Below are 18,311 nucleotides of genomic sequence, written 5' to 3'. Positions count from 1 at the left end.
CTCAGCTGTCCTTCCGGATCCAGCGGAACGTCAACCGGCACAAGATGAGTCCCACCACGAGCCACAGGCCCATGACCAGCGCCACGAGGCCCAGGTTCCATGCGCCGCCGCGTTCGGCCGTCTCGAAGGAGGCCGGCAGGAACACGCTCCGCATGCCCTGCGCCATCCACTTGAGCGGGAAGACGCTGGCAATGTTCTGCAACCACGCCGGCAGCTGGTTGAAGTTCAGGTACACGCCGGAGATGAACTGCAGCAACAGCACGATCGGGATCACGACGGCCGTGGCGCTCTTGCCGGTGCGCGGCAGTGCGGACAAGGCGATGCCCAGCACGCAGCTGGTCACGACGCCGAACAGGAAGATCCAGGCAAACGTGAACCACTTGCCCGGTTCGGTGGGCAGCGCCACGTCGAACCCGAACCTGGCCACGAGCAGCAGCAGGGCCACCTGCAGGATGGCGGAGACCAGCACCATGCCGATCTTGCCCATGAAGTAGGAGAACACGGGCAGCGGCGTGCCGCCCAGGCGCTTGAGCGTGCCGTCGCCCTTTTCGCCGGCGATGTCCACGCCGAGGTTCTGCACCCCGCTGAGCAGCATGCCGGCGGCCACCATGCCGGGGACGTAGAAAGCGGCGAAGCTGATGCCGCCGCTGCCGTCCGGCGCGGCACCGATCTTGCCGCTGGTGCTGAACGCCACCGCGAACACCGACAGCATGAGGATGGGGAACAGGAACGTGAAGAACACCGAATCGCCCTGCCGGAAGTAGGTCTTGAGCTCGTACCTGATCCGCGACCACCCGAGGTCGAGGGTTCTCATGCCGCCTCCCCGGACCCATCGTCGCGGGCCCCGACCAAGTCCAGGTAGATGTCCTCCAGGCTGGGCCGGGTGATCTCCAGCCCGTCCACCTCGCCGCCGGCCTCGGCAAAGAGCCGCGCGGCCAGCGCCGCCGGTGCCCTTGTGCGTTCCGAACGGACGACGCCGGCCTCCCGCCACCGCACGAGCGGCACCTTCGCCGCATCCCCGCCGATCTCATCGACCGGCCCGATGTCCACGAGGCGTCCGTCGACGATGACGCCGACCCGGTCGGACAGTGCGGCGGCCTCGTCCAGATAGTGGGTGGTGAGCAGGATGGTGGTGCCCTCGCCCTTGAGCCGGTCGATCAGGCCCCAGAACTGGCGCCGCGCCTCGGGGTCGAAGCCCGTCGTCGGCTCGTCCAGGAACAGCAGCCGGGGGCGGCCGATGATGCCCAGGGCCACGTCCACGCGGCGGCGCTGCCCCCCGGAGAGCTTGCCGATGCGGGTCCTGGCCTTGTCGGCCAGGCCCACGGCCTCGATGACCTCCCCCACGTTGCGCGGGTTCGGGTAGTAGCGGGCGAAGTGCGTGAGCTGCTCCACCACGCTCACATTCGCGCTCTCCCCGCCGGACTGCAGCACGATGCCCAGCTGCGCCTTCCAGCCGGTGCCGCCGTGCTGCGGGTCGACGCCGAGCACGCTGGCCGACCCGCCGGACCGGTTCCGGTAGCCCTCGAGGATCTCGATCGTGGTGCTCTTGCCGGCGCCGTTGGGACCCAGCAACCCGAACGTCTCGCCCTCCTCGATGTCGAAGCTCACGCCTCCCAGGGCCGTGAGGGCCCCGTAGGCCTTGGTGAGGTCACGCACGCGGACGGGAGGATCGGCAGCTCTCATATGCCCATCGTTGCACCGCCGGCGGACTCGAACAACGCCCGGCGCGGCGCGCGACGGGTGCGCCGAGCGCGAAACCGGACCCGCCGTCGTCGCACTTTCACACCCTCACGTTGGCACTCGCCTTGACCGAGTGCTAACCGAGTCAATAGAGTCAGGGTTAGCACTCTCACCCCGAGGGTGCTAACGACAGGGCTTGCAGCCATCAGGGGTTGTCACCGGCACCGCGACGACGGTCGGCGACCCCGCCAAGGGCGGCAGGACCTTGTGCCATCTGCTAAGAATTTACTCATGTGAAGGAGAGGTCCGAGTGTCGGTCTCTATTAAGCCTCTTGAGGATCGTATTGTTGTTCGCCAGCTCGAAGCCGAGCTGACCACCGCGTCCGGTCTGGTTATCCCGGACACGGCCAAGGAGAAGCCGCAGGAAGGCGAAGTCGTCGCAGTGGGCCCCGGCCGCGTTGACGACAACGGCAACCGCGTGCCCGTCGACGTTACCGTGGGCGACGTCGTCCTCTACTCCAAGTACGGCGGCACCGAGGTCAAGACCGGCGGCGAGGAGCTGCTCGTGCTCTCCGCTCGCGACGTGCTGGCCGTCGTCGTAAAGTAACGACTTTTGTGAAGCCCCGCACCGGTGATCGAGCCTGTCGAGATCGTCGAGATCGTCAAGATTCCGGTGCGGGGTCTTTGCGTGAAAGGACATGAAACATGACCAAGCAGCTTGCATTCAACGACGCGGCCCGCAAGGCCCTCGAGGCCGGCATCGACAAGCTGGCCGACACCGTCAAGGTGACCCTCGGCCCGCGCGGGCGCAACGTCGTGCTCGACAAGAAGTGGGGCGCCCCCACGATCACCAACGACGGCGTCACGATCGCCCGCGAGGTGGAGCTGGAAGACCCGTACGAGAACCTCGGCGCGCAGCTCGCCAAGGAAGTCGCCACGAAGACGAACGACGTTGCCGGTGACGGCACGACGACGGCGACCGTGCTCGCCCAAGCACTGGTCCGTGAAGGCCTGCGCAACGTGGCCGCCGGTGCCGCCCCCGGTGACCTCAAGCGCGGCATCGAGGTCTGCGTGGAGGCCATCGCCGAGCGCCTGCTCGAGAACGCCCGCCCCGTCGAGGGCCGCCAGGTGGCCGAGGTGGCCGCCATCTCCGCGCAGAGCCCCGAGATCGGCGACCTGCTGGCCGAGGCGTTCGAGAAGGTCGGCAAGGATGGTGTGATCACCATCGAGGAATCCTCCACGACGTCCACCGAACTGGTCCTCACCGAGGGCATGCAGTTCGACAAGGGCTACCTGTCGCCGTACTTCGTCACCGACGCCGAGCGCCAGGAGGCCGTCCTCGAGGATGCGCTGATCCTGATCAACCAGGGCAAGATCTCCAACATCCAGGAGTTCCTGCCGGTGCTGGAAAAGACGATGCAGGCGTCCAAGCCGCTGTTCATCATCGCCGAGGACGTCGACGGCGAGGCCCTGTCCACGCTGATCGTCAACCGCCTGCGAGGCACGTTGAACGTCGTCGCCGTCAAGGCGCCGGGCTTCGGCGACCGCCGCAAGGCCATGCTGCAGGACATCGCCGTGCTGACCAACGCCACGGTCGTCTCCCCGGAGATCGGCCTGTCCCTGGACCAGGTCGGCCTCGAGGTGCTCGGCACGGCCCGGCGCATCACCGTCACGAAGGACAACACGACCATCGTCGACGGTGCCGGCTCCGACACCGATGTGGCCGACCGCGTGGCCCAGCTGCGCGCCGAACTGGAGCGCACGGATTCCGACTGGGACCGCGAGAAGCTGCAGGAGCGCCTGGCCAAGCTGGCCGGCGGCATCGGCGTCATCAAGGTCGGCGCCGCCACCGAGGTCGAGCTCAAGGAGAAGAAGCACCGCATCGAGGACGCCGTGTCCGCGACGCGTGCCGCACTGGAAGAGGGCATCGTGGCCGGCGGCGGCTCCGCCCTGGTCCAGGCCGCCAAGGCCCTCGACGAGAGCCCGCTCGTGGCCAAGCTGGAAGGCGACGCGGCCACCGCCATCGGGCTGGTCCGCCGCGCCGTGGCCCAGCCGCTGCGCTGGATCGCCCAGAACGCCGGCGCCGACGGCTACGTCGTCGTGCACAAGGTGGGCGAGCTCGAGGACGGCTTCGGCTTCAATGCCGCCACCGGCGAGTACGGCAACCTGGTCACGGCCGGCATCATCGACCCGGTCAAGGTCACCCGTTCCGCGCTGCGCAACGCCGCGTCCATCGCCGCCCTGGTGCTCACCACCGAGGCGCTCGTGACGGACAAGCCGGCCGAGGATGAGCCGGCCGGCCACCAGCACTGATCCCCGCTTGCCGGCCCGGAAAATCGCTGGCGCGATTTGCCGGGAACCTGGCAAGCGTGGGCCCACGCGGCTCGCAGCGAAGCCCCCGTCCGCACCCCACGGTGCCGGACGGGGGCTTCGTGCGTCGGTGCGTGGCGGGAATCACCGCAGGCCGGCGGGGCCGGCCGGAATAGGGGAGGGGCCGGCTTTCGTTTTAGACTGTAACCAACGCAAACCAAAGCACAGACCAGTTCCGTAATGACGAAAGCTGGCCACCGATTGCACACTCCATCGGTTCAATTCTTCGCCCGAGAAGGAGACTTCGTGTCCCAGCCCGAAATCCATGACCCGTTCGCCTTCGTTGGCCTGACCTATGACGATGTGCTGCTGCTGCCCGGCCCCACCGACGTCATCCCGTCCGAGGCCGACACCGCCACCCGGCTGAGCAAGCGCATCAGCCTGAACATCCCGCTGCTGTCCGCGGCCATGGACACGGTCACCGAGGCGCCCATGGCCATCGCGCTGGCGCGCCAGGGCGGCATCGGCATCATCCACCGCAACCTGTCGATCGAGGCGCAGGCCGCCCAGGTCGACCAGGTCAAGCGCAGCGAATCCGGCATGATCACGAACCCGGTCACCGTCGGCCCGGGCGCGACGCTGCAGGAACTCGACGACCTGTGCGCCCGCTACCGGGTCTCCGGGCTGCCCGTGGTGGACGAGGACCAAAAGCTGCTGGGCATCATCACCAACCGCGACACCCGCTTCATCCCGCGCGCCGAGTTCGCCACCCGCACCGTGCACGAGGTCATGACCCGGATGCCGCTGATCACCGCCAAGGTCGGTGTCGCGCGCGAAGAGGTCATCGAGCTGCTCGGCAAGCACCGGATCGAGAAGCTGCCGCTCGTCGACGACGACGGCGTGCTGCAGGGCCTGATCACGGTCAAGGACTTCGACAAGGCCGAGCAGTACCCGCTGGCCACGAAGGACGACGACGGCCGGCTGCGCGTGGGCGCCGCCGTCGGCTTCTTCGGCGAAGGCTACGACCGGGCCATGGCCCTCGTCGACGCCGGCGTGGACGTGCTTGTCGTGGACACGGCCAACGGCCACAGCCAGGGCGTGCTGGACATGATCGCCCGGCTGAAGCGGGACCCGGCCGCCGCGCACGTGGACGTCATCGGCGGCCAGGCGGCCACCCGGGCGGGCGCCCAGGCGTTGATCGACGCCGGCGCGGACGCCATCAAGGTCGGCGTCGGCCCCGGCTCCATCTGCACCACCCGGATCGTCGCCGGGGTCGGCGTGCCGCAAATCACGGCCATCTATGAGTCGTCGAAGGCCGCGATCCCGGCCGGCGTGCCGCTCATCGCCGACGGCGGCCTGCAGTACTCCGGCGACATCGGCAAGGCCCTCGTGGCCGGCGCCGACTCCGTCATGCTCGGCTCGCTGCTGGCCGGAACGGCCGAATCGCCGGGCGACCTGGTGTTCATGAACGGCAAGCAGTTCAAGACGTACCGCGGCATGGGTTCGCTGGGCGCCATGCAGACCCGTGGCGAGAACACCTCCTACTCGAAGGACAGGTACTTCCAGTCCGACGTCCCCTCCGACGAGAAGCTGATCCCCGAGGGCATCGAGGGGCAGGTGCCGTACCGTGGCCCGCTCTCCGCCGTCGCGCACCAACTCGTCGGCGGCCTGCGCCAGACCATGTTCTACGTGGGCGGGCGCACCATCCCGGAACTGAAGGCGCGCGGCAAGTTCGTGCGCATCACCTCGGCCGGGTTGAAGGAATCGCACCCGCACGACATCATGATGACCGTGGAGGCGCCGAACTACCGCTCCCGGTGATTGACCCCGTCCAGTGGTCGAGCTTGTCGGTGGTCGAGCTTGGGCCCACGGCCGCGAGGGGCCCCGACCGAGCTTGCGAGGGCGGGGAGAGGCTGGGGAGCGAGACCCCCGGTGGTTTCGACAAACTCAACCACCGACGGGCGCTGGGATAGGCTAGTGGGCGTGACTATCGAAGTTGAGATTGGCCGTGGCAAGCGTGGGCGTCGAGCGTACTCCCTGGACGACATTGCGATCGTCCCCTCCCGCCGGACGCGCGATCCGCGGGATGTCTCCGTGAAATGGCAGATCGACGCCTTCCAATTCGAGACCCCGGTCCTCGGCGCGCCCATGGACTCGGTCATGTCCCCGGCGTCGGCCATCACGCTGGGCAAGCTGGGCGGCCTGGGCGTGCTCGACCTGGAGGGCCTGTGGACCCGCTACGAGGATCCGCAGCCGGTGCTCGACGAGATCGCGAACCTGGAGGGCTCCGTCATCGAGCCGCGCACCACGCGCCGCCTGCAGGAGCTGTACAGCGCCCCCATCCAGCCCGAGCTCATCACGTCCCGGCTGGCCGAGATGCGGGCCGCCGGGGTCACCGTGGCCGGCTCCCTGACCCCGCAACGCACCCAGGAACACTACAAGACGGTGGTTGCGGCCGGCGTCGACATCTTCGTGATCCGCGGCACCACCGTGTCCGCCGAGCACGTCTCCAAGACCACCGAACCGCTGAACCTCAAGCAGTTCATCTACGAACTCGACGTGCCCGTGATCGTCGGCGGCGCGGCCGGCTACACCCCGGCCCTGCACCTCATGCGCACCGGCGCGGCCGGCGTGCTGGTCGGCTTCGGCGGCGGCGCGTCCACCACCACGCGCCGTGCCCTGGGCATCCGGGCACCCATGGCCAGCGCCATCTCCGACGTGGCCGCTGCCCGGCGCGACTACATGGACGAATCCGGGGGACGCTACGTGCACGTCATCGCCGATGGCGGCGTGGGCTCCAGCGGCGACATCGTCAAGGCCATCGCCATGGGCGCGGACGCCGTCATGCTCGGCGCGGCGCTGTCGCGGGCCGAGGAGGCGCCGGGCCAGGGCTGGCACTGGGGCGCCGAGGCGCACCACCAGGAACTGCCGCGCGGGCACCGCGTGAAGATGGGCACCGTTGGCACGCTGGAGGAGGTCCTGTTCGGCCCGGCCCACCAGGCCGACGGCGCGTCCAACCTGATCGGGGCGCTGCGCCGGGCCATGGCCACGACCGGCTACTCCGACCTGAAGGAATTCCAGCGCGTCGAGGTCCTCGTCACGGACTAGTCCGCCGGTGATTGAGCTTGTCGGTGATTGAGCTTGTCGAAATCACCGGTCTCGGCAGGCTCGACCACCGATGCGGTGATTGAGCTTGTCGAAATCACCGGTCTCGACAAGCTCGACCACCGATCCGGTGATTGAGCTTGTCGAAATCACGGGTCTCGCTCCCCGCCCTCGCAAGCTCGGTCGGGGCCCCTCGCGGCCGTGGGCCCAGGCTCGACCACCTATCCGGTCCCTCCCGTTCGGCGGATCGAGCGCGTATGGTTTTGCACACCAGCAAGTCGAGAACCCCTGGAGGTCCGCCATGTCTGCCACACCCCGCCCCACGGGAATCCTCGGACCCGCCGAACGGGACGCGTCCATTGCGGCGCTGAAGGCCACGAATGAACGCGGGCGGGAACTGGACGTCCTGATCGTCGGCGGTGGCGTGGTGGGTGCAGGCTCGGCGCTGGATGCCGTCACGCGCGGGCTGTCCGTTGGCCTGGTGGAGGCCAACGACTGGGCGGCCGGCACGTCGTCGCGCTCGTCAAAGCTCATCCACGGCGGCCTGCGCTACCTGGAAATGCTCGACTTCGCGCTCGTCCAGGAGGCGCTGCAGGAACGCGGCCTGCTCATCCAGCGGATCGCCCCCCACCTGGTCCGGCCCGTGCCGTTCCTGTATCCGCTGGCGAAGCGGTTCGTCGAACGCCCCTACGTGGGGGCCGGCATCCTCCTGTACGACACGCTGGGGCTGACCAGCGGCAACAGCCGCGGCGTGCCCATGCACAAGCACCTGTCCCGGCGCGGCACCTTGCGCGCGGCACCCAGCCTCAAGGACGACGCCATGATCGGCTCGATCCGCTACTACGACGCGCAGGTCGACGACGCCCGGCTCGTCGCCAACATCATCCGCACGGCCGCCTCGTTCGGCGCCCGCCCGGTCAACCAGGTGAGGGTCGTGGACTTCCTGCGCGAAGGCGAGCGCGTCGTCGGGGCGAAGGTCGTCAACCAGGAGGACGGCGAGGAATTCGAGATCCGCGCCAAGCAGGTCGTCAACGCCACGGGCGTGTGGACCGACGAAACGCAGGCGATGGTCACCGACCGGGGCCAGCTGAAGGTGCGCGCCTCCAAGGGCATCCACCTCGTCGTCCCCCGGGACCGGATCCAGTCCACGGTGGGGCTGATCCTGCGCACGGAGAAGTCCGTGCTGTTCGTCATCCCGTGGGGCCGGCACTGGATCATCGGCACCACCGACACCGACTGGAAGCTGGACAAGGCGCACCCGGCCGCCTCCAGCAAGGACATCGACTACCTGCTGCAGCACGTGAACAAGGTGCTCAAGCGCCCGCTCACCCGTGAGGACGTCGAGGGCGTGTACGCCGGGCTGCGGCCGCTGCTGGCCGGCGAAAGCGACTCCACCGCGAAACTCTCCCGCGAGCATGTCGTGGCGCACCCGGTGCCCGGCCTGGTCGTGGTGGCCGGCGGCAAGTTCACCACCTACCGGGTCATGGCCAAGGACGCCATCGACGAGGCCACCCGGGCACTGGACGAGCGCGTCCCGGCCAGCTGCACGGAAACCATTCCGCTCATGGGGGCCAACGGCTTCAAGGCGGCATGGAACAGGCGCAACCGGACCGCCGACGAGACCGGCGTCCATGTGGTCCGCATCGAGCACCTGCTCAGCCGGTACGGGTCGCTGGCCGACGAGGTGCTCGCCCTGATCGAGGACGACCCGAAACTGGGCGAGCCGCTGCCCGGCGCCGACGACTACCTGGGCGCCGAGGTCGTGTACGCCACCACGCACGAGGGCGCCCTCCACCTCAATGACGTGCTCACCCGGCGCACCCGCATCTCCATCGAGGCGTGGGACCGCGGCGTGTCCGCCGCGCCGGTTGCCGCCAGGCTCATGGGAAAGGTGCTCGGCTGGAGCGCCACCCAGGAGGAAAACGAGGTGGCGCACTACCTGGCCCGGGTCGAGGCGGAGCGGCTCAGCCAACAACAGCCCGACGACGATTCCGCGGACGCCGCCCGGCTCGGCGCCCCGGACATCGTCCCGTTGCGGCCGTGAACCCCCATGAAAGGCAGTGATGACAGAGGCCGCGCTTGAACGGTACGACACCCGGCTCACGACCCCCGAACTGGTCATCCTGGAAATGGTTGCCGAGTCCAAGGAGGACGCGTCCGCCCAGTTGGCCCGGACCATGTTCGAGGCGGGCCGGGTGTCCGACCTGGACGGGTTCCTGCGCCACGTCAACTCCCGCGAACACCAGATGGCCACCGGACTACCCGGCGGCATCGGCATGCCGCACGCGCGCAGCGACTACGTCACGGAAACCTCGATCGCCGTCGGCATCACGAAATACGGGCACAGCCTGGACTTCGGCGCGGTCGACGGGCCGGCCACGGTGATCCTGCTGATCGCGACCCCGGCCAGTTCCTTCTCCGCCCACCTTGAGGTGTTGGCCACAATCGCCCGGTCCCTGTTCAAGGAGAACTTCCGCGAATCGCTGCGGCGGGCCCACGACGCCGAGGTCATCTCCGAACTCATCAACTCCTCCCTCGTGTTCTTCGACCATTAGGCCCATTCGCTCTTCTACAGCGTGACGAAGTACCGTTAAGGGGTGTTGAGGACTGCCCTGAAGGCCAAGTGGATCGCCACGCTCGTGCTGGCACTGGCCATCGCGGCCGTGTTCGTGCTGCTGAGCCAGTGGCAGTTCAACCGTTCGCTGCGAACGGACACGCCACCGCCGGCCGTCACGGAACACAGCAAGCCCTTGATCGATGCGATCACGCTGGGACAGCCGCTGATGGGCAGCGACGAGGGGCAGATCGTCAGCGCGACCGGCCACTTCGACCCGACCCGGCAGGTCATCGTCAACGCCCGCCTGCAGGGCGGCTTGCGCGGCTACTGGGTGGTCACGGCGTTCGTCGTCGACGGCGCCCCCAAGCTCACCGGGGCGGGCGCGACCGGCGAGACCGTCATCCCGGTGGCCCGGGGCTGGCTCGCCGACCCGGCGCAAGCCGGCCCACCGCCGTCGGGCCCCATCATGCTGACCGGGCGGCTGCTCGATTCCGAGGGTCCCGTCGCCGACCACGCGCTGCCGGCCGGCCAGGTCGGCGCGCTCTCCAGCGCCGAACTGGCCAACACCTGGCAGCGAACCACCTACGCGGCGTTCGTCATCTCCTACAAGGAGTTGGCCGACGGCGTGCCCGTCGCCACGGCGGGCCTGACGCCCATCACCGTCACCGCCACCGACCAGAACAACAAGATCAACTGGCTGAACATCTTCTACTCGGTCGAATGGGTCGTGTTCGCCGGGTTCGCCGTGTTCCTGTGGTGGCGGCTCGTGCGGGACGACTACAAGCGTGAACACGGCATCGACGATCACGACGCGTACGACGACGGCGATGATGACGACGTCGGCGCAGGCGAAACCGTGCCGCCCACCCTGGAACAAGAGGAAACCAAGTGACTGAAACCCCGTCCACCACCCCAACCAGCACCGCGCCCAAGCGCCGCTTCGGCGGCACGCCCGCCCAGATCCTGGGCGCCCTGAAGTTCTACAAGGTCATGGCGTGGGCCACCGGCACCATGCTGCTGCTGCTCACGATCGAACTCATCGTCCGGTACGGCTTCCACTCGGTGCTCATGGCCGGCGGCACGGACGCCGTCACCGGCACCGCGCACGGCGTCGGCTTCGTCGCCGTCTCCGACGGCACCCTGGCGGTCACCGGCGGGTTCAACATCTCCACGACCGTGCTGATCGTGCACGGCTGGATGTACGTCGTGTACCTGGTGGCCGACTTCCGGCTGTGGTCGCTCATGCGCTGGCCGTTCCCGAAGTTCATCCTGATCGCGCTCGGCGGTGTCATCCCGTTCCTGTCGTTCATCGTCGAGGGCCGCGTGCACAAGCAGGCGCTGGCGGAGATCGCCGCGAACCCGAAGGCGCCCAAGCGGTACTGACCGGGCGGTCCCGGCCGGGCCCGCCCGGTGCGTTAAGATTGAACAGTGACTAATCCCGCTACGGCCCAGACTTCCCAGAAGCCCGTCCTGGTTGTGGACTACGGTGCCCAATACGCCCAGCTCATCGCACGCCGTGTGCGCGAGGCCAACGTGTACTCGGAAATCGTGCCGCACACCTTGTCCACCGAACAGCTGCTCGCCAAGGACCCCGCCGCCATCATCCTCTCCGGCGGCCCGTCCAGCGTCTACGCCGACGGTGCCCCCAGCGTGGGTGCCGACCTGTTCGAGGCCGGCGTGCCGGTCCTGGGCATCTGCTACGGGTTCCAGGCCATGGCCGCGGCGCTCGGCGGCACCGTCGCACAGACCGGGCTGCGCGAGTACGGCGCAACCGAGGTGACGCTGGTCGGGGAGGGCCGCTCTATCCTGGCCGCCACGCCCGCGCACCACAACGCGTGGATGAGCCATGGTGACTCCGTGCAGCAGGCGCCCGACGGCTTCGACGTGCTGGCTTCCACCGCCGGCGCCCCCGTTGCGGCGTTCGCCTACGAGGAGAAGTGCCTGTACGGGGTGCAGTGGCATCCGGAGGTCAAGCATTCCGATTACGGCCAGCAGATCCTGGAGAACTTCCTGTTCAACGGCGCCAAGCTGGAAGCCAACTGGACCACGGGGAACATCGTCGAGGACCAGGTCGAGCGGATCCGCGAACAGGTCGGCACGGCCCGGGCGATCTGCGGCCTGTCCGGCGGCGTCGACTCCGCGGTGGCCGCGGCGCTCGTCCAGAACGCGATCGGCGAACAGTTGACGTGCGTGTTCGTCAACCACGGGCTGTTGCGTGAGGGCGAGGCCGAGCAGGTGGAACGCGACTTCGTCGCCGCCACCGGCGCCAAGCTGTACGTCGCCAACGAGCAGGACCGCTTCCTGTCCGCCCTCGACGGCGTGACCGACCCGGAGACGAAGCGCAAGATCATCGGCCGCGAGTTCATTCGCGCGTTCGAGGCCGCCGAGGCCGCCATCGTGGCCGAGGCCGCCGACGCCGGCGAACCCGTCCGCTTCCTGGTCCAGGGCACGCTGTACCCGGACGTCGTCGAATCGGGCGGCGGCGAGGGCGCCGCGAACATCAAGAGCCACCACAACGTGGGCGGCCTGCCCGAGGACATGCAGTTCGAACTGGTCGAACCGTTGCGCGCGCTGTTCAAGGACGAGGTCCGCGCCGTCGGCGCCCAACTCGGCCTGCCGGCCGAGATCGTGGGCCGCCAGCCGTTCCCCGGCCCGGGGCTGGGCATCCGCATCATCGGCGCCGTCAATGAGGAACGGCTGACGCTGCTGCGCAGGGCCGACGCCATCGCCCGCGCCGAGCTCACGGCGGCCGGCCTGGACAACGACGTGTGGCAGATGCCGGTGGTGCTGCTGGCCGATGTCCGGTCCGTGGGCGTGCAGGGTGATGGGCGCACCTACGGTCACCCGGTCGTGCTGCGGCCGGTCTCCAGCGAGGATGCCATGACCGCCGACTGGTCGCGCCTGCCCTACGACCTGTTGGCCCGCATCTCCAATCGCATCACCAACGAGGTGGACGGCATCAACCGGGTCGTCCTCGATGTCACGTCCAAGCCGCCGGGAACCATCGAGTGGGAATAGCCTGCCGTTGGACGCTGGGGCGCGCCGAATGTCCGTATCTTGCGGCCTATTTCGGCGCCCCCCAGTGTGCCATGCAGGCATTCGTGGACCAGTCGCGATAGCCTCGAGAGCATGTCCGTGTGGTCCAGATCGTTTCGCTCCAGCCTAGAGAAATCAGGCTTAGAGAAATCAAGCCTCGAGAAATCAAGCGCAGAGAAGAAGGCACTCGTGTCCGAACAGCCGAATCCCGCCGGGAGCTCGTCGGAGCTTCAAATATGGCTGGCCGGATTGGATTCGTACGCCGGCCCCGACACCGCCCTGGGCTATGTGAAAACGCCCGAGGGCACCATCGACCTGACCCATGCGCATCCCTCCGGACTCGCGCAACTGCTGGCCGGGCGCAAGACCCGGTTGTCCACGCTGCTGCGTGAACCGGGCGAATACGCGGCCGCCAAGCGGGCCGCCACCGGGTTGCGGGCCAAGATCTTCGAAATGAGCAGCGACCGCGGGATCGACGTCGGCCACCTCGCCGCCGGGATCGTGCGCTGGTCCGCCGTGGCGGGTGAAAACAGCGGTGACGTGTGCGCGCCCGTGCTGCTGGCCGGCGTCGCACTCACCGCCCGCCCGGGCCAGGGCGACTACGAGCTGCAGCTCATGGAACAGGCACGCGTCAACCCCGCGCTGGTGCGGCACCTGCGCCAGGCGGGCATCGGCGTCGACGCGCAGGGGCTCGCCCGGCTCGCCTACAGCACGGCCCGCTTCGACCCCGCTCCCGTGCTGGACCGGCTGCGCAACCTGCTCTCCGGCATCCCGGGCGCCACGGTGGAGCACAGCCTGCTGGTGTCCGCGTTCGCGTTCCTGGCCGACAACCTGGCCGACCCGGCGCTGCTGGCCGGCAATGAACTCGTCGACAAGCTGCGCCTGAACAGCGATGGGGACGTGCTGCCGGTCGAGCTGGAACCCGACCGGTCCCGGTTCGTGCCCCTCGACAAGCGCGACCCGGCCGATGAAATGCTCGTCCTGGACGCCGATCCGCAACAGCAGTACGTGCTCGACCTGATCCGGGCCGGCGAATCCGTGCTCGTGTCCACGCCTCCCGGCACCGGACAGACGCAGACGGCCATCAACGCCATCGCCGAGCTCGTGTTCGACGGCAAGACCGTGCTCGTGGTGGGCGAACGGCGCGCCACGTTGAACGAACTGGCGAAGCGACTCGGCGAACTGGGCCTGGACTCCCTGGCCCTGCAACTGGGCGCCCAGACCGGGCCGCAACAGCTCCGCTCGCAGCTGGTCCGCGCGATCACCCGCAACGAGAAGGCCACCCAGCCGGAGCTGGCGAACCTGTATGCGACCCTGACCGACCACCGGCACCAGCTGATGGACCATGTGGCCAGCCTGCACGACGTGCGCGAACGGTGGGGCTGCTCGCCTTACGAGGCCATGCAGTCGCTGGCCGAACTGACCTCGATCCACCCGGCACCGGCCACGACCGTCCGGCTCAAGCGCAGCGTGCTCGACGCCATCAAGGACCGGGACGAGCTGGCCGGCCGGTTGCGCCGGGCCGCCGAACTCGGTGCATTCACCCGGGCGTCCACGTCCAGCGCCTGGCATGGGGCGCGACTGGTCACGCGCAAGGAGACCGAGGCGGCGTACGCGCTGGCCGACCGGCTGTTGCGCTCCGTGCCGGCGTTCGCGGACAAGATGCACCAGGTGGCCGAGTTCTCGCAGATCCGGCAGGGCGGCACGTTCGCCGCGTGGGGCCGCCAGCTGGAGTTGCTGGTCGCCGTGCGTGAAAGCCTGGACAAGTTCGAAACGGACGTCTTCGACCGCCCCGTGGCGGACATGATCGCGGCCACGGCAAGCGCGGCGTGGCGCCGCGAACACGGCGTCGACGTCCCGGCCATGGCGCGCGCCCGCGGGCGTCGTGCGGCGCGCGAATACGTCCGGCGCGGCGTGCACATCGATGACCTGCACGGCTCCCTGGTCAACGTGCGCGACCAGCGCGAGGCATGGGAGAAGATGGCCACCAGCCAGCGGCATCCGACGGTGCCGACCGGGCTGGCCGAGTTGAGCGCCACCTATGACGAGTTGAACGCCCAGCTGACCGAACTCGGGTCGGCACTGGAGCGGACGGTCGACGGCGGCGACCTGGCCAACGCCAACGCCGAGGAACTCGTCGGCCGGCTCGAGGCGCTCTGCCAGGACCGGGCCACGCTGGAGAGCCTGCCGGAACGCACGCTGCTGCTGGAGAACATGCGCGAGCACGGGCTCGGCGACCTGCTGGACGACCTGGCCGCGCGCGAGACCGGGCCCGCGGAGACGGGCTCCGAACTGGAATTGGCGTGGTGGCAGTCGGCCCTGGAGGCCATGATCAGCGGCGACGACTATCTGGCCATGTCCGACGGCGAGAACCTCCGCCGCCTGGAGGCGGAGTTCCGCCTCGCGGACCAGACGCACGTGGCCAGTGGCCCGGCCCGCATCCGGTGGAAGCTGGCCCGGGACTGGGCCGGCATCGTCGGTGGCAAGGACCGGCAGGGGGAGCTGCTGCGAAACCTGCTCAAGGACGGGCGCGTCACCCTCGACGCGTTGGACGCACAGGCGCCCGACCTGGTGCGGAACCTGGTGCCGGTGTTCACGGCCAGCCCGCTCGTGGTCCCGTCCGTGCTGCCCCACGCCCACCGCTTCGACACGGTCGTGGTGCTTGACGCCGAATCGACATCGCTGCAATCCGCGCTCCCGTCCCTGGCCCGCGCCCGCCAGGTCGTGGCGTTCGGTGACGAGCAGACCGCCGCCCCGCGCAGCTTCAGCGTGGCCGTCGCATCCCGGGAGTCCGCCGCCACCGGGCACCCGCTGGAGAGCGTGCTCGGCGCCCTGTCGCGGGTGCTGCCGCGGCACCGGTTGACGGTGGCGTACCGGGCCGTCGACGAGGACCTGGTGCTGCAGCTGAGCGGCGGCTTCTACGACGACCAGCTGGGCCGGCTGCCCGACGGGCGGGCCATCACGGGCATCGATCGGTCCCTGACGGTGGACTACCTGCCGGACGGCACCGGCCTGCCGGGGGCCGGAAGCGGCGGCGTCGAGTCCGTCGTGGCCGAGGTCAATCGCGTCGTCGATCTGGTCTTCGAACATGCCCGGGTGCGCCCGCGCGAATCGCTGGCGGTCATCACGGCCAGCGACCAGCACGCCGTCCGGGTGGCCCAGGCCATCAGGTTGCAGATGCCCAACCATCCGCTGCTGGCCCCGTTCTTTGACTCCGGTCCCGAATCATTCCGGGTCGTGACATTGGCGCGGGCGGCCGGGCTGGTGCGCGACCACGTGATCTTCTCGCTGGGCTTCGGCCGAACACCGCACGGGCGCGTGCTGCACAGCTTCGGGCCGTTGTCCGAACCCGACGGCCGGGCCAAGTTCGCGCTGGCCTTCTCACGTGCCCGCCGGCACCTGCATGTCATCACGTGTTTCCGGCCCGAGGACCTGGACGCCGAACGGCTCAGCCACGGTGCCGTGGACTTCTACGAGCTGCTGGACCGCGAACTGGCCGGCAACTCGCTGCTCGGCTCCACGGCGACCCGGGCAGCCGAACGCGAACGGGCCAGCGGCGCAGACCCGCTCGTCGCGGATCTGGCCGAGCGCCTGCGAGCCCGCGGTGCGCGCGTGTGGCACCACTACGACGGGGCGCTGGACCTGGTCGCCGCCACCGACCCGGTGCAGCTGCTGGGCCGCGACGACGCGGAGATTCCCGTCCCGGTCGCCGTCGAATACGACGGTACGGCAAAGTACCAGGGCATGAGTGTGCGGGAGCGCAGCCGGCTGCGTCCGCAGATGCTCGAGAAGATGGGGTGGCGGTACGTGCCGCTGTGGACCATCGAGGTCTTCACGGACCCCTCGGGCTGTGCCGACCGGATCGGCCGCTACCTGTCCCTGTCCACGCACGCCGACGAGCTGCCGTCGCTGCTCGGCACCCCGCTGGACACGTCCACCGTGGCCGCCATCGACACTCCCGCAGAAAGTGCCAACACCGTGTCCGCATCACGAAGGTCGCACGCCCCCGTCACCGAAACGGCGGACGCCGCGAAAGCGACCACCGACATCGAACCGGCCGAGCCGGCCGAATCGGCCGAGGCACCGACCGGGGATGGGGCGCCGGAGTCGCCCACGGCCGGCGCCACCGGCCCGGCCGGTGGCATCCTGCCCACCGTGGCGCCCGGTGATGAGGGGCACACGTGGGGGGACAAGCCCGAGGATGCCGGGCGTGACGCCTGGCTGAAGGACAACAAGCCGCCCCACTGGGGGTAGGAAGCCCGGCCGGGCCTGCGCACCCGCCAGAATAGCCGACCAAGGAACCGACCAAGGAGCGAGGCCATGAGCATGTCAGGAATGCCCAGCTACAATCCCGGGGAGGGGAGGTTCGACGCCGGTCCCCGGCCGACCGTACCGTCCACCGTGCAGCGCGCGTACTGGCTGGTCCTCGCCGCGGCCCTGTTCCACCTCATCAGCGGCATCTTCAACCTCATCCACGTGTCGTCGGCCGAGGTGCTGCGGCAGATCGAGAACCAGCTGAAGGGCCAGAACGTGCCGGCCGGCTCGGCCGAGGCCGCCCAGACATTTTCCATCGTCACGGTCTCGCTGATCACCGTCTTCGGCCTGGTCCTCTACATCCTCATCGCGTTGTTCCTCCGGAAGGGCATGAACTGGGCCCGCATCACGGGTTCCGTGCTGGCCGTCATCTCGCTCTACCAGCTGGTGGGCGTCGGCTTCCCGGCCGGCATCTTCACCATTGTCCAGGTCGTGCTCGGCATCGCCGGCATGGTGCTGTGCTACCTGGCCCCGTCAACCAGGTACTTCGCCGAGGCCAAGGCGTTCCGCAGGGCCAACCGGCTGCGCTAGCCGGAGCCCACCAGCACCAGGAACACCTTCCCCCGGGCCGAGGCGCCGGCCAGGCGCAGTGCCTGGTCCGGCAGCGCGGCCACGACCACCAGCCCGTCGACGTCCCGCGCCGGCAACAGCCCCGGCGCCGCGGATCCGCCGTTCGCCGGTGTCCAGAGCACGGGCACGGCCTCCGCCAGCACCCGGTCCGTGGTCGGCCCGTCCAGGCCCGTCGTGCTGGAGAGGACGACGTTCACCAACTGGCCCTGGCGGATGAGCCGCACGGTGCCCGCATCGGCCAGCCGGACGGGCACGGCCTGGCTGCCCGGCGGCGCCCCGACCAGCAACCCGTCGCCCATGAGGGACGCGTCGGTCAGTGGTTCGCCGCGCCGCAGCGGGCCGGAAAGCTGCCGTCCCGGCCAGGAGCCGGCAACGGCCAGGGTGCCATCGGGCACCGCGGACGGGGCGATGGGCATTGTCGTGATGTCACCCGCGGCGAGCACATGACCGGCGGGGAGGTCGCGCGCGGCGGCCGGGATGGAGACCGTCACGGCGGCCGCGGGGGTCAATTGCTGGACGGCCAGGGCGGCGGCGGCACAGAGCAGGAGCGAGGCCACGAGCCGGCGACGGCGCCTGATCCACCGGCCCAACCGGGACCACGGTGTTTGCGGCGGCCGGCGGGACCAGGCCGCACCCGGCGCGAAGCCGGTCCGCGGCGGGGTCCGGCGTGGGGGAGCAGTTCGTTTCATCCGCCCACGGTAGATGCGGTGCCGTGTCCGTGCCAGGCGTCGCGGTCCGC

Annotated in this window: 14 protein-coding genes; 11 read left to right on the top strand and 3 right to left on the bottom strand. The window is 69.4% G+C overall.

Annotated features, from left to right (window positions below; all coding sequences use genetic code 11):
- Nucleotide 1: 1 nt before the first annotated feature.
- Nucleotides 2-814, bottom strand: coding sequence for an ABC transporter permease (locus EJC77_RS03890; RefSeq protein ID WP_125610267.1), 813 nt, complete (start codon nucleotides 812-814; stop codon nucleotides 2-4).
- Complete coding sequence (locus EJC77_RS03885; RefSeq protein WP_125610266.1) at nucleotides 811-1,683, bottom strand: ABC transporter ATP-binding protein; 873 nt, start codon at nucleotides 1,681-1,683, stop codon at nucleotides 811-813. The genes EJC77_RS03890 and EJC77_RS03885 overlap by 4 nt, the downstream gene beginning before the upstream one ends.
- A 307-nt stretch (nucleotides 1,684-1,990) precedes the next feature.
- Here EJC77_RS03885 and groES point away from each other — a divergent pair, with 307 nt between their 5' ends.
- The 11 genes from groES to EJC77_RS03830 all read left to right on the top strand — a co-directional run bounded on the left by groES (nucleotide 1,991) and on the right by EJC77_RS03830 (nucleotide 17,533).
- Complete coding sequence (groES, locus tag EJC77_RS03880) at nucleotides 1,991-2,287, top strand: co-chaperone GroES (RefSeq protein ID WP_125610265.1); 297 nt, start codon at nucleotides 1,991-1,993, stop codon at nucleotides 2,285-2,287.
- A 98-nt stretch (nucleotides 2,288-2,385) separates the two neighbouring features.
- On the top strand, nucleotides 2,386-3,993 hold the full coding sequence (groL, locus tag EJC77_RS03875) for a chaperonin GroEL (protein WP_125610264.1): 1,608 nt from the start codon (nucleotides 2,386-2,388) through the stop codon (nucleotides 3,991-3,993).
- 303 nt (nucleotides 3,994-4,296) lie between these two features.
- On the top strand, nucleotides 4,297-5,811 hold the full coding sequence (guaB, locus tag EJC77_RS03870) for an IMP dehydrogenase (RefSeq protein ID WP_125610263.1): 1,515 nt from the start codon (nucleotides 4,297-4,299) through the stop codon (nucleotides 5,809-5,811).
- A gap of 162 nt (nucleotides 5,812-5,973) precedes the next feature.
- Nucleotides 5,974-7,098 (top strand): GuaB3 family IMP dehydrogenase-related protein, encoded by a 1,125-nt coding sequence (locus EJC77_RS03865; RefSeq protein ID WP_125610262.1) that lies wholly within the window; start codon nucleotides 5,974-5,976, stop codon nucleotides 7,096-7,098.
- Between the two features lie 298 nt (nucleotides 7,099-7,396).
- The gene (locus tag EJC77_RS03860) at nucleotides 7,397-9,139 is read left to right on the top strand and encodes a glycerol-3-phosphate dehydrogenase/oxidase (RefSeq protein WP_125610261.1); all 1,743 of its coding nucleotides are present in this window, start codon (nucleotides 7,397-7,399) and stop codon (nucleotides 9,137-9,139) included.
- A gap of 19 nt (nucleotides 9,140-9,158) precedes the next feature.
- A complete protein-coding gene (locus EJC77_RS03855; protein WP_125610260.1) occupies nucleotides 9,159-9,650 on the top strand; it encodes a PTS sugar transporter subunit IIA in 492 nt (163 codons plus the stop codon).
- A 42-nt stretch (nucleotides 9,651-9,692) separates the two neighbouring features.
- Nucleotides 9,693-10,544, top strand: a complete 852-nt coding sequence (locus tag EJC77_RS03850) for an SURF1 family protein (RefSeq protein ID WP_125610259.1) — start codon at nucleotides 9,693-9,695, stop codon at nucleotides 10,542-10,544.
- Nucleotides 10,541-11,035, top strand: coding sequence for a DUF3817 domain-containing protein (locus EJC77_RS03845; protein ID WP_240629745.1), 495 nt, complete (start codon nucleotides 10,541-10,543; stop codon nucleotides 11,033-11,035). Before EJC77_RS03850 ends, EJC77_RS03845 begins: the two co-directional genes overlap by 4 nt.
- Before the next feature lie 45 nt (nucleotides 11,036-11,080).
- Nucleotides 11,081-12,670, top strand: coding sequence for a glutamine-hydrolyzing GMP synthase (guaA, locus tag EJC77_RS03840; protein ID WP_125610258.1), 1,590 nt, complete (start codon nucleotides 11,081-11,083; stop codon nucleotides 12,668-12,670).
- A gap of 111 nt (nucleotides 12,671-12,781) precedes the next feature.
- Complete coding sequence (locus tag EJC77_RS03835) at nucleotides 12,782-16,942, top strand: DUF4011 domain-containing protein (RefSeq protein ID WP_125610257.1); 4,161 nt, start codon at nucleotides 12,782-12,784, stop codon at nucleotides 16,940-16,942.
- Nucleotides 16,943-17,008: 66 nt separating this feature from the next.
- On the top strand, nucleotides 17,009-17,533 hold the full coding sequence (locus EJC77_RS03830; RefSeq protein WP_125610256.1) for a hypothetical protein: 525 nt from the start codon (nucleotides 17,009-17,011) through the stop codon (nucleotides 17,531-17,533).
- Here the strand turns inward: EJC77_RS03830 and EJC77_RS03825 are convergent.
- Nucleotides 17,530-18,261, bottom strand: a complete 732-nt coding sequence (locus EJC77_RS03825; RefSeq protein WP_125610255.1) for an RcpC/CpaB family pilus assembly protein — start codon at nucleotides 18,259-18,261, stop codon at nucleotides 17,530-17,532. The genes EJC77_RS03830 and EJC77_RS03825 overlap by 4 nt on opposite strands.
- Between the last annotated feature and the right edge of the window lie 50 nt (nucleotides 18,262-18,311).

It is taken from the genome of Specibacter cremeus, from assembly GCF_003946885.1.
Taxonomy (GTDB): domain Bacteria; phylum Actinomycetota; class Actinomycetes; order Actinomycetales; family Micrococcaceae; genus Specibacter; species Specibacter cremeus.
Note: the sequence above shows the minus strand (reverse complement) of the source record. Positions and strands in the feature narration are given on the sequence as shown.